15 protein-coding genes and 1 pseudogene are annotated in these 13,569 nt (G+C 66.7%); 9 read left to right on the top strand and 7 right to left on the bottom strand.

The genetic code is table 11. From position 1 onward, the window contains the following. Window positions 1–802: 802 nt before the first annotated feature. The gene (gene thpR / locus ACIBUY_RS23140; protein ID WP_399153513.1) at window positions 803–1,456 is read right to left on the bottom strand and encodes an RNA 2',3'-cyclic phosphodiesterase; all 654 of its coding nucleotides are present in this window, start codon (window positions 1,454–1,456) and stop codon (window positions 803–805) included. Window positions 1,457–1,784: 328 nt separating this feature from the next. After that, window positions 1,785–1,976, bottom strand: coding sequence for a hypothetical protein (locus tag ACIBUY_RS23135; protein WP_399153512.1), 192 nt, complete (start codon window positions 1,974–1,976; stop codon window positions 1,785–1,787). A gap of 216 nt (window positions 1,977–2,192) precedes the next feature. On the opposite strand from ACIBUY_RS23135, the gene ACIBUY_RS23130 reads away from it, so the two are divergent. Both ACIBUY_RS23130 and ACIBUY_RS23125 read left to right on the top strand, forming a co-directional pair. Then, window positions 2,193–2,933 carry an ASCH domain-containing protein gene (locus tag ACIBUY_RS23130; protein WP_365565240.1) on the top strand — a complete coding sequence of 247 codons (741 nt, stop codon included), beginning with the start codon at window positions 2,193–2,195 and terminating at the stop codon, window positions 2,931–2,933. A gap of 386 nt (window positions 2,934–3,319) precedes the next feature. Further along, window positions 3,320–3,883 (top strand): hypothetical protein, encoded by a 564-nt coding sequence (locus ACIBUY_RS23125; RefSeq protein ID WP_399153511.1) that lies wholly within the window; start codon window positions 3,320–3,322, stop codon window positions 3,881–3,883. 883 nt (window positions 3,884–4,766) lie between these two features. Here the strand turns inward: ACIBUY_RS23125 and ACIBUY_RS23120 are convergent. Continuing rightward, window positions 4,767–5,666 carry an alpha/beta hydrolase gene (locus tag ACIBUY_RS23120; protein ID WP_365565235.1) on the bottom strand — a complete coding sequence of 300 codons (900 nt, stop codon included), beginning with the start codon at window positions 5,664–5,666 and terminating at the stop codon, window positions 4,767–4,769. Window positions 5,667–5,723: 57 nt separating this feature from the next. On the opposite strand from ACIBUY_RS23120, the gene ACIBUY_RS23115 reads away from it, so the two are divergent. Then, window positions 5,724–6,290 carry a TetR/AcrR family transcriptional regulator gene (locus ACIBUY_RS23115; RefSeq protein ID WP_399153510.1) on the top strand — a complete coding sequence of 189 codons (567 nt, stop codon included), beginning with the start codon at window positions 5,724–5,726 and terminating at the stop codon, window positions 6,288–6,290. Between the two features lie 324 nt (window positions 6,291–6,614). Beyond that, window positions 6,615–6,773 carry a hypothetical protein gene (locus ACIBUY_RS23110; protein WP_399153509.1) on the top strand — a complete coding sequence of 53 codons (159 nt, stop codon included), beginning with the start codon at window positions 6,615–6,617 and terminating at the stop codon, window positions 6,771–6,773. A gap of 905 nt (window positions 6,774–7,678) precedes the next feature. On the opposite strand, the gene ACIBUY_RS23105 is transcribed toward ACIBUY_RS23110, so the two are convergent. Then, window positions 7,679–8,155, bottom strand: a complete 477-nt coding sequence (locus tag ACIBUY_RS23105; RefSeq protein WP_399153508.1) for a DUF4231 domain-containing protein — start codon at window positions 8,153–8,155, stop codon at window positions 7,679–7,681. A gap of 186 nt (window positions 8,156–8,341) precedes the next feature. Between ACIBUY_RS23105 and ACIBUY_RS23100 the strand changes: the two genes are divergently transcribed. The 4 genes from ACIBUY_RS23100 to ACIBUY_RS23085 all read left to right on the top strand — a co-directional run bounded on the left by ACIBUY_RS23100 (window position 8,342) and on the right by ACIBUY_RS23085 (window position 9,648). After that, entirely contained in the window at window positions 8,342–8,746 is a 405-nt protein-coding gene (locus tag ACIBUY_RS23100) for a squamosa promoter-binding protein 15 (protein WP_399153507.1), read from the top strand. Window positions 8,747–8,976: 230 nt separating this feature from the next. Further along, a complete protein-coding gene (locus ACIBUY_RS23095; protein WP_365571738.1) occupies window positions 8,977–9,129 on the top strand; it encodes a hypothetical protein in 153 nt (50 codons plus the stop codon). Window positions 9,130–9,153: 24 nt separating this feature from the next. Continuing rightward, window positions 9,154–9,294, top strand: a complete 141-nt coding sequence (locus tag ACIBUY_RS23090; protein ID WP_399153506.1) for a hypothetical protein — start codon at window positions 9,154–9,156, stop codon at window positions 9,292–9,294. 102 nt (window positions 9,295–9,396) lie between these two features. Next, entirely contained in the window at window positions 9,397–9,648 is a 252-nt protein-coding gene (locus ACIBUY_RS23085) for a hypothetical protein (protein WP_399153505.1), read from the top strand. A gap of 22 nt (window positions 9,649–9,670) precedes the next feature. Here the strand turns inward: ACIBUY_RS23085 and ACIBUY_RS23080 are convergent, their stop codons facing one another. Then, window positions 9,671–10,138: a lytic polysaccharide monooxygenase gene (locus ACIBUY_RS23080; protein ID WP_399153504.1), complete on the bottom strand. Its 468-nt coding sequence runs from the start codon at window positions 10,136–10,138 to the stop codon at window positions 9,671–9,673. Between the two features lie 19 nt (window positions 10,139–10,157). Next, a pseudogene (locus tag ACIBUY_RS23075) lies at window positions 10,158–10,494 on the bottom strand (transposase family protein); the annotation flags it as partial. Between the two features lie 219 nt (window positions 10,495–10,713). Between ACIBUY_RS23075 and ACIBUY_RS23070 the strand changes: the two are divergent. Further along, entirely contained in the window at window positions 10,714–12,042 is a 1,329-nt protein-coding gene (locus tag ACIBUY_RS23070; RefSeq protein WP_399153503.1) for a serine hydrolase domain-containing protein, read from the top strand. A 442-nt stretch (window positions 12,043–12,484) separates the two neighbouring features. On the opposite strand, the gene ACIBUY_RS23065 is transcribed toward ACIBUY_RS23070, so the two are convergent. Further along, on the bottom strand, window positions 12,485–13,096 hold the full coding sequence (locus tag ACIBUY_RS23065) for a hypothetical protein (protein WP_365571726.1): 612 nt from the start codon (window positions 13,094–13,096) through the stop codon (window positions 12,485–12,487). Window positions 13,097–13,569 lie beyond the last annotated feature (473 nt).

Raw genomic sequence — 13,569 nt, 5'->3', positions numbered from 1 at the left:
CCGAGCAGGAGTGGGGGGAAGTGGTGCGGGTCGTGCGGGTGGTGCGCGGGGGTGGTCTCACAGTGCCCGTTGTGCGGGATGCGATGCCTGTCCGATATGGCCTTTCCTGAAAACGCCTGATTTCGGGGCAGAGTGGTGGCCAAAATGGCGTAGACCATGACGGAAAGCGGCGATCCGGCGGTGTGGCCATGGCGTGAATGCGACACTCCGTTCGCGCGCGGGCTGCGGTCGTGTGTCGATCCGTCGGTTACCTGTCGGTTTCCCGTCGCTATTCAGTCGGCGTTGTGCGCGTGTAGGGCTGCTTGATGACGGGTGGACGTCGATCTGTGCATGTACGCGCGGTACTTGCCCTGGTAGGGGAGGGGCTGATTCCGGCCTATGCGATGCGTGTGTTCGACGGCAGCGCGCGGCGATTCGTGTGGCTTCTGCGTCAGGTTGTGGGCTCCTCGCGACCATTGGGGGTCTGCGGTATGGAACCGGTACAGCACCGCAAAGGCGCGCACACTCCTCGACTGGCAGCCGCGCCCCGCCGGCCAGTCCGTCCCGGACTGCGCCAACAACATGCTCGCCCATAACGCGATCTGACTGGGCACACTGGTTGGCCCGCCCCCTGACCAAGCCCGACGCCGAGCTTTCACGAGCGATCAGCGAAGCCAGATCGGCTCCTTCGCAACCGCACATCGGCAGCGTCCGCTCCGGGCAACCAGAACACCACCGGACTTCGAGGAACGCACCGCCCTCACCCCGGCTCTCATCACCCTGACGGCCATGACCACCGGCCGCCCGCCGGGCCGAGACGGGATCATCGCAGGCTCGAGCCCTCCTGATGCTCATGGACAGCAGCCTGCGGCGGTTTCGGATCGGGATGACTGTGCCCAGTGACCAGGGGCCATGAGTCGATGTCGCGATACCGCCGTGCGCTCGACTGGCTTCTTACCGTGCTGCCCACCAGATGGAGGCGTTCGGTCTGCCAAGGGCGTCCGGTGAAGCCGTCGAGGCCGGCGGCCGCCGCTGGTACGGACACGTTGTCGTAGCGGCGAGCGCGGGCCAGCGTGAGATGGGGGCGCAGCGGACGTTCGACGAAGGTCACGCCGCAGTCCCTGACCTGGGCGCGTACTGCTTCAGCCAACTCGTGCAGTTGGTCGAGATCGCCGTCGATGCCGCTCCAAAGCACTCGCTCGTCGAAGTGTCCACCACCGAGCAGCGCCAGTTCGAGAGCGGGTCGGGCAGTGGCCAGGTCGGCGAGGGGCGAACGAAGCCGCTGGACAGTCCGCACCGGCAGCTCGCCCAGGAACGCGAGGGTGATGTGCCAGTCCTCGATGCGGTTCCAGCGCAAGTCGGGATAGGCGGCACAGGCCGGTCCCAGCGCGTGCGCCAGCTCGTCCTTCGCACTGTCGGGCGGCGCAAGGGCAATGAACGCGTGCTGGGTGGCGGCGGTCTGGGGTGGCTCGGTCACGGACGTCTTCCTACCTGATGCGTCCGCGGAACCGAAGCCTGACGTCCGGGCAGGGAGCGCGCGCCTCTGCCAGGCACCCGGCGATGACTTCCGCGCGATCCAGGGAGGGATCAGCCGGAGGCTTCGGTCGCGGACGGGTCACTCCTCCGCCCGCCGCGTCGACACCTCGGTGACCCGCGAACTCACCAACTACCGGTACAGGTGCGGGTCATGCGGATGGGTGACCGGCGCAGGATGCTTCCTGCACCATTCCACGAGACGGTCCGTCAGACGATCGAACGGCGTGTCATCGGCGGGATTCTCCGGATCGCTGATCAGGGTCAGGTCATCAGCGATCGCTTGGGACGCTGATGCGTCGAAGACCAGTGGGGTCGCGCAGAGTGCGCTGAAGGAACAGGACCAGCCGTTCGAAGCCGTCGTCCCAGTTGATGTTGCCGTTGCGACCCGCCTCGTCGCGGCGCTCAGCCCGCACCGCGGAGACGACGTGCTGCGCCTCGGCGACTACGGCGCTGCCACCCATCACATCCCGCGGCCCCTGCGACAGCGCGCTTCGCCTTCCAGCGGACGGCCTCTGACGATGTTCTCTTGTGAGCGACAGTCAAGGTGAGCGGAAACCCTGTGGAGCCCGCCTGTGGGGCGTGGAATGATCTTGGGTGGCTGTGCCGAAGGAAGGGAAGGTCAAGAGGTGTACGTCCCGTCATCTGTACGAGCTCTCGATGATGATGAGCGTGAGCTCGTGGAGCTGGCACGCCGCACCGTAGACGCGCATACCGACGCCGGGCCCGATGAAGAGGGGATCCACACAGTGGGCGCCGCGGTCATGGCCGCCGACTACCGGATGTTCGCCGGCGTGAACCTCTACCACTTCACCGGCGGGCCCTGCGCCGAACTCGTAGCTCTGGGAGCTGCCCGGGCCCAGGGCGCCCGCCAGATGCGCTGCATCGTCGCCGTGGGGAACCATGGGCGCGGGGTCATCGGCCCGTGCGGACGCGATCGGCAGGTCTTCGTGGACTACTACCCCGCCATGCGTGTCATCGTTCCCACCCCCGCAGGGCTCAGGTCCGTGCTTGCCGCCGACCTGATGCCGCTGGCCCAGCGATGGACCCCGGAGTCGGGCATGAACGGTCTCGACCCCTTGCTCTACCAAGACCCCGAGACGGCCGGACCCCCGATCATTCGGTTCAACCCCCGCTACCTCGAAGTCGTCTCCTCCGGCGCCAAGACCAAGACCACCCGCTTCCGGGATCCTGCGCAGCTTGGCCCGGCACGACTGGTGTTTGAGAGCGACCCTGAAGTCGTCCTGTCGGCAGAGGTGACCGGCATCAGGCACTGCCTGGTCCGTGACCTCACCGACCGGGACGCCCAAGCTGAAGGGCTGACGACCGCAGCCGAACTCCGGGAAGCTCTCGAAGGCCACTACCCAGGTCTGGCGGCAACCGACGAGGTCGATGTCATCACCTTCCGGATCGACGACTAGAGGGGCGCCGCCTCATCCGTGGATGCGCCAACGACGGCTGGGCCGCAAGGCGACGATGAGCACCCAGGAAACCGAGATCACCGCGCAGCCTTTCGGCCTGCCTCGGTGCTGGACCACGCATATTGACGGCATCGCACCGCACCGCATTGCTCAGCGGGCCTTCCCGCAGACGCCCGCGCGCACTCTGTTCCGGCCCCGCGTGAGGAAGAGGAACAGGTGCGGGTTCTGCGCGAGGTCAGCTTGCGCCGCGCTGCACTCGCAGGTCCCGGCACAAGGGTGACCGGACCCCGAGTACGCCGAGGGCCGTCATGACATGGGTGGCCGCGGCCGGTAGAAGTGGACGAACATGCGCTGCGTCGGGCCGCGCTGATCATCTGTGGGGAGCCGTGGCGAGCACTGCATCACCGCACCAGTCCGCCGACACCGTCGACTGGCAGGGACTCAAAGGACTGCGGGTCGTCCTCGAGACCCGCTGGATGCAGGACGACGATGAGCGCCCTGGACGAGAAGCCAAACACCAGGGCGTGGTGACCGACGTCCAAGAAGGCACCGGCCAGGTCGAGTTGACGCTGACCCGCTATGACGGACGCTCCCTCGTGCTGCGCCCACTGGGCCGGTTCACCGTCACCGACGACGCCACCGGCACGGCGCTCTACACGCCCGCGGTGCCCGTCACCCGGCGCATCCCGGCGGACTTTCTCGCCGCGGTGCGGCAGGTGGCGCCCGAACGCCGCGACGACCTGGACTGGATGAGGCGAGGCCCGGTTGGCGAACTGCCCGCGCACAAGGCCCTGGAATTCGTCGAGCTCGCCGGGCAGGTGGAGTGGGAGTGCACCCGGGAAGGCGACCTGCTCGCGGACGCCGATTCACCGGCCGCCCGGTGGGCCGAGGCGGCCCGATTCGTTGCACAAACCTGGGCCTCTGACGCCGGACTCCAGCCCGCCGAGTGAGGGAGCCGGGGGCAGGGCGACCGGTCGAAGGTCACGCTCCGAGACACCAGGGGGCACGATCGGAGGGGCGCGAGCAGGTGGACGCTCGTAGCGATCGTGTCGGTGGGAAGCGGCAACGCGTGAACGCGCGAGATAGGTGTGCAAAGTGTGGCCGGCGTGGACCCAGCTGACTTCCACACAGGCATCGTCGCAGAGCTCTATGGACCGCTGAAGTCCTTCCCCCCCCCAGGACCCCGAGCCCTATGCGGCCTTCATTCAGCAAACCGGCATGCCGGCACTGGAGCAGGGATGCGGGGACGGTGACCCTCTGCTGCGTATGGAGGTCCTGGACCTGCCCCGCCGATACCGGGCGATCTTCCTCGCCGGGCCCGCCTTCACCCTGCTCCCCGACGGCGCCGAGCTTCGGGTGTCCGTCGTCGACGAACATCGCGATGAGGCAGCTCGGACACAGACGACGCTTCTGCGCTATGAACGCCACCACGGCTCAGACAGCAGCGTTGTGGAGAGGCCGTGGGTTCTTGCACTGGTATACCCGCGATGGGTTCGAGGAACTGGCCACGGCCGCTGGCCTGGCCGTGACAGCGGTCACCGATCAGCACGGAAAATCCGCTTCCTCCAGCGCTGCCGCCGTGCACTTCCGGCTCCAGGCTGCCGCCTGACCACCTCCTTTGAGTAGGGGTGGGGACGCGACACCGGGCATCGCCCGCCGTGCTGGTTCCAGCCCTCCTCAGATCATGGTGGCCCGTTCGTCCTTGGCCCGGGACTGGGCAGGACGAGAGGAGTCGGTGCCGGTCTCGATGAACATGGTGGGCCTTCTTGAGGCGTCGCCGACAGATGAAGCTCCGCCTGCCGTTCGCGAAGTTCAGGGGGTGGGGCGTGCTTGCTACCGATTGGCCGCGAGGAAGTCTTCCAGGATCTCGACGAACCGTGCCGGCTGCTCCTCGGCCGGGTAATGGCCGCAGTCGTCGAGGACGACCTCCGTGACGTCGTCGGCCGCCAGCCGCATCGTCCGGGCGGCACCGTCACCGCTCCACAGCGCGCCGCCGACGGCGAGCACCGGCAGCGTCAGCCGGGTCTTGCTGCGCTGCTCGTTCTGCGCGATCGTCTCGTCCAGCGCCCGGTAGTACGCGAAACTCGCCCGCAGCGCGCGAGGATCCGCGGTGATCGCGTCGACGTAGACGTCGACGGCGTACGTGGGAATCGCGGTCGGCGTGGCGGCCTTGGTGGCGAACTGCCAGCCGAAGAAGAGCCGTTCCCGTCCCCGGACCAGTTCCTCGTTGAGGTCGGTGAGCCGGTTGAAGCCGAACTGCCAGAGCTTCAGGTTGGCCGCGGCCGGGCCGAAGAACGGCGGGGACGGCGTGAGACCGGGGATCAGTGCTTCGAGGATGGCGAGCCGTCCCACCCGCTCGGGGTGATCGGCGGCAAGGGCGTATCCGGTCCAGGTACCGATGTCGTGGCCGACCACGTCGAACCGGTCGTGCCCGAGCGCGGCCATCAGCGCGACCAGATCGGCGGCGAGTGTGCCGGCGTCGTACCCGTCGTCGGGCTTGTCGGAGAGCCCTGCGCCGCGCGAGTCGACGGCGACGACGGTGTGCCGGCGGGCGAGCGCGGGCATCACTTCCCGCCAGGCGTACCAGGTCTGGGGCCACCCGCCGACCAGCAGCAGTGCCGGGCCGTCCCCGCCGGTGACCGCATGCAGCCGCAGCCCGTTCACCTCCACGAGCCGGCTGGTGAAGACGTCAAGGAATCCGTCGGGCAGGCGCAGCGAACGCAAGCTTGTCATGCCGTCGACCCTACCCATCTTTGAACGATCGGTACAAGATGTGTAGGCTGACGAACCATGGCAGGCCGCAAGCAATTCGACGTGGACGAGGCGCTACGACGTGCGATGCACGTCTTCTGGCGCTGGGGGTATTCGGAGGCCTCGATCGATCGCCTCACCGAGGGCACGGGACTGGGCCGGGGCTCGCTCTACGGCACCTTCGGCGACAAGGGTGCTCTCTTCCGCAAAAGCCTCCAACGGTACGGGCAGACTTACCAACCGCTGTACGAGCAGGCACTGTCCGGCCCCCACTCGAGCCCGAGCGCCGTGGTGACCGCCTTCCTGCAGGTCGCCCTGAACCGCATCGCCGACCCGACGGTCCCGGATGGTTGCTTGCTCACGGTATCGGCAACGCAGTTCCCGGCCCTCGACGCGGAGGGCCGGGCGATGGTCCGGGCCATGATTGAGGGATTGCGGGCAAGGCTGGAGCAGGCGTTGCTGGCGGCGGGGGCCAGTGAACAGGAGGCGGCAGAGCTGGCGTTGTGCACGCTGGCGACGAACAAGTCTCTGGCGGTGCTGAGCCGCGCCGGCTTCTCGGGCGAAGACCTGGCGACCGTCGCGGCAGCCGCCGCCAAGAATGCCTAGGCTCTGCCGGATCGACCGGCCGAACCGTCGGGGCCGCGATAGGCGGGAACGGCTCCGTCGCCAATGGGTCAGCAGAGACCTTGGGACAGCCGGCGGTGGGTCTGTCGAACGTTCGGTGCAACGAGGCACTTGAGGTTAACGAGGCACTTGAGGTTACTGGCAGGCCGCCGACAGGCGGCCGTCGAAGGTGGTGTCGAAGGCGTTCAACGTGGTCTTTCACCGCATGGTCCAGCGGCCCTGTCCCTTGCCGGTCAGCTGAAGGCGCTTTGCGTCTCCTGCCGCGGCTGGGGCAAGGAGGCCCGCCCCGGACACGACGAGGGGGAGGTGCGGTGGGAGGACGAGACCCGGTTCAACGACGCGATCGCCCACGCGCACCAGGCCTGGACCACGAACGGCCTGAACCAGGTCAAGGTGAAACCCGACAACGCCACCTCGATCGCCGACCTGCAGTGGCACGACAAGAACAACACCGGACCCGGCTGAAAGAACGTCTACGGCCGCTACGCACCCGCGCCCGGCGCGGACACCATCTACCTCAACCGAGCCTGCCTCGACTCCGGCAAAGCGCACGGCCACACCAGCTCCCGGCGCCGGGTCGCCGCCCACGAGATGGGGCACGCGCTCGGCTTCTGCCACAAGAAGGCCGACTGGTACCGCACGCTGATGGCAGCCGACTTCGCCTGGCTGCCCGAAAACGGGATGCCCAAACTCTGGGGCTGAAGGCGTGAACCGCACCCGCACCATGGCGCTGGCCGTCCTCACCGTTGGTCTTACCCTGACCGGCGCCGGCTGGTACGCCTCCCAGCACACGAGCGCACCCGCACCCACCGAGGCAGTCACCGGCTACGACCCCGCCGATCCCGGCCAGGTCGCCGCGACCGCCGATGACGTTTTCACCGCCACCGTCCTCACCGACGGCACCCCCGGCACATCAGCGACCTCGACTGGACGCAGTACCGCGGCCGCGTCCGCCACCGCCGGGGTCACTTGCTCAGCGAGTGGATCCGGCAGGCCGAACAGTGTGACGTCGCGCCGATCCGTTCCCTCGCCAGTTTCCTGCGCCAGGACATCGACGCCGTCACTGCCGGACTTACCATGCCGTAAAGCTCTGGCGCCGTCGAAGACCACGTCTGCCGGATCAAACTGCTCAAGAGGAGCATGTACGGCCGAGCGTCGTTCTCGCTCTTGAGAGCGAGGATCCTCACTATCGCCAGGACATCGACGCCGTCACTGCCGGACTTACCATGCCGTAAAGCTCTGGCGCCGTCGAAGACCACGTCTGCCGGATCAAACTGCTCAAGAGGAGCATGTACGGCCGAGCGTCGTTCTCGCTCTTGAGAGCGAGGATCCTCACTATGCCGTGATCTCTCTTTGCGCTGGTCAGGGGGTCAGGTATCCCGCTGGTCTGCATGGCGCTGATCGAGCCATCGGCGACTAATGTCGGTCCACACCTCCTGTGCTCTTTGGAAGAACGGGTCGACGTCCTCGATGCGTATGAGGTCAGGCGCTGTCCTTACGAGGAGGTAGTCCAGCTCGTCTCTGATTCGGCGCAACCTGACCTCCGATTCCTCCATGAGGACCCAACGGGCCCTCCAGTTGAAGAAGGGTTCGACCGCATTGACGGCAACCCCGACGGCCCCGAGGGAAAAGGCGAGACTGGCCCAGAAGTTGAGGTCCTGAAGCCCCAAGATCACTGTCGAGGCAACGGAGAATGCCAGGGATAGCAACTTGACCAGCGAGGCGGACCGGCGGAAACGCGCTCTGCGGCTCTCGGACCACACCATCCCGGCCGTGAGCTGCCCCTGAACCCAGCGGGCCAACTCCGCCGGTGGTAGCCCAGCCGGAGGTTGTGGGTTCTCAGCCATCTCACTGTCCTCATGTCGACAACTCGCGCCCGATCCACACTGATGTTCATCTTCCCGCCCCTGGGCTCCGGCTATCGCCTGGTCGCTCCATGCGGCTTCACGCAACTACTGACAGAACCAAGTTCCACGAGCCCCATCACGAATTGGCCAGGCAGGTGTACTGACCGCTGCTGTACAACGATCGCTATGAGCTGGGTGGCGAACGTGATGATTTCGGCTGATGTGGCGGACAGCGCAAGCGTGGAGGCATTGAGCGAGTGGTTGCGCACTGACGCCCCTCGTCGTGCTCATTCAGAGTCCCACGGGGTCGGCTTCTTGAAGCTGCTCACGAGTCCCAAGACGCACGGCTGGGGCGGGTGGAAGAACCCGGAGTGCGAGGTGTGGGCGGGTGCGTTGAACCATGCCGATCTTGAAGCTCTCAAGCAGCGCGTGTTCGAGATGCCGTGGCGTGAGCCGAATCTGGTGCAGCTCCTGGTGATGGACCAGGAGGAGGAGTTCTTCCGCATGTGGATGATCAGGGGCGGCAGACTGCGACAGTTCGCACCGCTGGAGCCGAACGAGGAAGACGGCGACTTCCATCGAGGCCGGTGAGGTGGGCTCGTAGCGGCGCAGCGTGGCGGTGCGTTGGGTGTTGGGGGAGGGCGTCGCCCCACCCCAGCCCGCAGGACTCGCCACGGAAGCTGTCCACCCTGCCGCCCGCCCCAGAACCTGCCTCCGCCAGCAGAACGTACCCGCCCAACGGCGCGCCACCACCAGCAGAACGCTGCTCGGGCCGGATACGCCCTCTGTCCGCGGCTGCTGTTCTCGGCGACGATCGGGGCATGCGCCTGGAGGGCATCCTGTATGCGGACCGCTACGGAACGATGCTGCAGGACCTGGTGCGCGCTCACCGAGGCGTCTCCCGCTGCTACTACCTCCACGTCCCCTTCGAGGAGACGCTGGTGCGGCACGCGACGAAGCGCGATGCCGAGTAGCGCAAGCACGTCATCGGGGTCCACTTGCGCGACTGGTACGAGGAGATGGATCTGCTGCCCGGTGACCTGGCGGCTGTCATCGACGAGGCCGGCACCCTGGACGACACGGTCCAGCAGATCCTGCGCGAGAGCGGCCTGGACCGGGTCTCCCCGATCGACCGCTGACGTGAGTGATCAGCGGTTAGAACCCCTAACAGAATGGTCAGCACGGTGCTGTTCGGGTCACGGCCGTAGAGCGCATCATGTGATCGAGGTGGGGAGACGGCCATGGGGAAGTGGAAGATCCGGCAGACCCGAATTCTGACGGGCCAGAGCAAGTGGCCCTTCTACGTGTTCACTCGGGTTACTGACCCTGTCGCGCTGGAGGCCCTGCACACGCATCTCCATGAGGATCATGGTGCGTTGTGGTGGCCGGATCGGTTGTGGGAGGGCATGGTGGCCGACCACTGCGCCCGGCATGACCGGGAAGGTTGGGACGCGCATTCCCATGCCCATATCCCGGAGACCAGCTGGGAGTGAAGGCGCCACCCGCGGTGGCCGGTCAACCCCGCTGGAGCCGCGATACGAACCGCCGCCAGCAGAGACCAGTACCGGCGCAGCAGCGGCTGCGGTGGGAGAGGGGGAACCGGCCACGCGAGGGCGCTTGCGGAATGCGCTCGCGGGGTCGGCGCGCGGGTGTTACGGGGTGCGGGCCCGGTGGGTCAGTTGAAGGTGACGTCGCTGCACAGGAAGTACTTCTGGCCCATGTGGCCTGCGATGCCTTCCAGATGGCGACCACGACATGGCGTCCGCTGTAGCCGGAGGTGGCGACGTCGGTGACGCAGTGCGCCTGGGAGGGGTAGCGGCAGGTCTTCTTCACCAGCTCCAGACCGCCCCGATTGAGGAACTGGTACTCGGGGTTGAAGCCCTGCTCGGTGACGTAGATCTCCAGCCGGTCCGCGCCGTGCCGGGCCTTCCTCGTGTTCGTGACGCCGATCCTGTGGGCCTGGAATTCGGAGTGCGTGTTCAAGTACAAGGACGCTGGGTCCGCCGTGCTTCTTGCGTTTCCCGGAGTGGAACGGGCGGTCGGCGGCGATACGGTCGATCGGCAGCAGCGTGCCGTCGAGGATCACGAACGCCTTGCGTGCAGCGATCTTCATCGCGGCAGCCAAGTCCGGGTCGAGGGCAGCCAGAACCTCGACGGTCTCGGCGATGTACCGGTAGACGGTAGGTGCCGACACCGAACCCGGCCGCGAGCTGAGCACAGGTGCGCCCGCACCACAGATGGGCCAGCGCCAGCAGAGCCTGGCGGTCGGCGCTCAAACACCGTCGGCGTGTGCCACGACGCCAGCGGTGCGCCCGCAACTGAGCCGACAGGAAGCGCAGGGCGGGAGCCTACACGTCGATCCCGGACGGGTAGGCAAGCATGCGAAGCCTCTGGTGGAGATAGTTCTCTTGGCCGAAACCTGACCTATCAGGGCTTCACTGTGCTGTCAGCCAAACCACCTGTCCTGGGCACGAAGTTGCAACAGGCTCAGTGAACCGGGGGTTATCCCCCTGCCGATCCGGTTGATCACCCCATCGCGGTGTCCTCACACTTCGAAGATGCTGAACCTGCGTGCACAGAGCGGAAGTTGCTGCCTCTGTGACACGCAGGCCGCTGTAACCGCCGTGGCCTCGGCAGCCATTCAGGAGGAACTCGTGATCAAGCACAAGCAGGCGCTGGGTGGGGCACTCGCGCTGACCGTGGCGGTCGGTGTGGCGGCAGGCGCGCTGCCGGCGAGCGCCAACACGGTGCCGACGGCCCGATCCGGCGCCGCCCGCCCTGCCGCCACCACGGACACTGCGCAACTGCGTGCGCTGATGCAGCGGCTGACCACCGCCGACGGTGCACCCGGCGCGCTCCTGCAAACCCGGGACCAGCACGGCAGCACCGTGCTGACCAGCGGTGTCGCGGACGTGAACAGCCAGCTACCGATGGCTGGCGGCAGCAGATTCCGGATCGGCAGCATGACGAAGCCGTTCGTGGCCACGGTTGTGCTGCAACTAGTGGGGGAGCATCGCATCGGCCTTGATGTCCCGGTGGAGCACTACCTGCCCGGCCTCTTCCACGGCCACGGTCATGAGGAAGACGACCGTGAGATCACCGTTCGTCAGCTGCTGCAGCACACCAGTGGCCTGCCCGACTACCTTGCCGTCCTCGGTCCGCAAGCCATCCTCGAGGACCCACTCGCCCATCACGACACCCGCGACTCAGTCAACCTCGCGCTGGCCCGGCCGAGGACGTTCAAGCCTGACGGCGGCTGGCGCTACTCCAACACCAACTACCTGATCGCGGGGATGCTCATCGAGAAGGTGACGGGCCACCCGTACGGAGAGGAGATCCTTCGGCGCATCATCAAGCCCATACACCTGCGGCAGACCTCCGTACCGGGTGACGACAGCGCGATCGCCGGCCCGCACCCGCGCGGCTACGTACGCCCCGGCGAGGACGCGCCGCTGATGGACCTCACTGCGATCAACCCGTCGGTCGCGGGAGCCTCCGGCGAGATGATCTCCAGCGCCGGTGATCTCAACCGCTTCCTCAGTGCCCTCGTCGGCGGCAGGCTGCTGCGCCCGGCCCAGCTCAAGGAGATGATGCACACCAAGGAGACCGGCGACGAAGGCCGCACCTACGGCCTCGGCCTGGAACGCAGAGAGCCCACCAACGGCAGCGGTTGCGTGTATTGGGGGCACGGCGGCGACATCTTCGGCTACCAGACCGCGGTCGGCGCCACCACCGACGGCCACCAGGTCACGGTGATGGCCAACGTCGACCCTGGCGGCACCGACATGCAGGACGACGACATCGAGGCTGCCGTCCAGACCGCGTTGTGCGAAGAACGGCCGGGCTCCAAGCCCCCGATCGATCTCGCTGCCCCTCGCCACAGGTGAGGGGCAGCGAGCAGATGCCGAGATGGACCAATGCCGCTCGCCGCTCGCTGGTGAGCTTCCCGGCGCCGAGGTCAGGAGGGGTCCGATCGGGGCGGCAGTCACTAGCCGAACATCGGAAGCTCGCGCTGTTCCATGGACGGTTGCACCCGGTGAGTGGGTGGCCGCCGGTGGCGCAGCTGGTCCGGTCTTCATCGGATCAACCCGCTACTTGACGGCCCTCGGACAGGCACCGCCCCCGGCTCTACCGAGCGTTCAGGAACAGGCTTGCAGGTCGAATGGGGCAAGGCTGGCCTGATGGGCTTGCCCCAGAACGCCCGCGACGTATACGTCGCGGGCACACTGTCACCGCGTCCAAGTCGCGGACCCACACGACGAATTCGTCCGCGTCCGTCGTACGGGGGACGCTGCGTGCTGGATGAGTCCGTTGGGGGAGTTTTGTAGGTCAGAGGCACGGTGGCCGGTAGCCGTGGATGCGCAGTCCGCGGAAGTTGAGTTCGTTCGCGGTCTTGCCGACGAAAACCAGACCTCGTGCCTCGGTGAGTGCCGAAGCGAACGAGTACGTGGGCGTGCCCAGTTCAGGTAGCGTCGTCCAGTTGTCGGGGGAGAAGCTGAAGAATTTCTTCATGACCTTGCCGCCTGTGGAGGGCACTCGTGTGAGCCACTTGTCGCCGCCGCTCCAGTGTGACGCCGGCCGTAGCTGGACGTAGAGGTCGTCGGTCGCGCTGTAGGTCATCCAGAAGCCACGCGACCGGGAAAGGTCGCTCTGAGCCTCGAACTGGTTACCGAGCCAGACGACGACCACGTGCCATTCGGCGTTGAGGAAGGTCACCTTGGCTGCATACCTGCCGCGTTCGCGAACGAGCAGACTGCCAGTTGCCGGAACGGTGGAGCCCTCGCCGCTGGCGATCCACTGTTGCAGCCGATCGATCGAGGGGGTTGCGCACTCGCGGTTCGGCGAACCGGACTTGGCCCCGCTGGCGACCGCCGCCGGGCCGATGAGGGAGAGCGGCAGCGCGACCATGAAGGCCGCGAGCGTCCTCAGTACAGCGTGCATCCCACGACCGTGCGTCGACCGTATGCGCATGCGAGGGAAGCTAACACAAATCGCGAAAGGTCTAAACCTATCTGGGGCATGCTCACCTTTCGGGGCAGCAAGATGAGGCAGTTCTGACCTCCAGTGGTGGTGGGTTGATCCAGTCAGAAGCGCCCGTGTTCGCGGTTGAGTAGTTTGCCGACAGGAAAGATCGGGGAGTGTTCTCGCTCAGTATGCGAACCAGCCGAATGTTAAAGGGAATTGACGGGCAGTCAATTCCCTGAACCGGGAAGCTCTCGAGGAGCCCTGTCTTGCAGTCAGCCCCAGAAATTCGCGGAGCGAATTTCTGTAGGCCGAATTGCGGAGCAATTCGAGCCGCGGGCAACGGAGTTGTCCGTACCGGACGGCGGAGCCGGCCGGTGGGCCACGCGGAGCGTGGCCGTCTTTCCGCCACGTAGTGGCGGCGCGTCGTGTCTGCGGAGCAGACCGCGCGC

The organism is Streptomyces sp. NPDC050085, assembly GCF_044460595.1.
GTDB lineage: Bacteria > Actinomycetota > Actinomycetes > Streptomycetales > Streptomycetaceae > Streptomyces.
The sequence above is the reverse complement of the archived record's forward strand: the minus strand, read 5'-3'. Positions and strand labels throughout refer to the sequence as shown.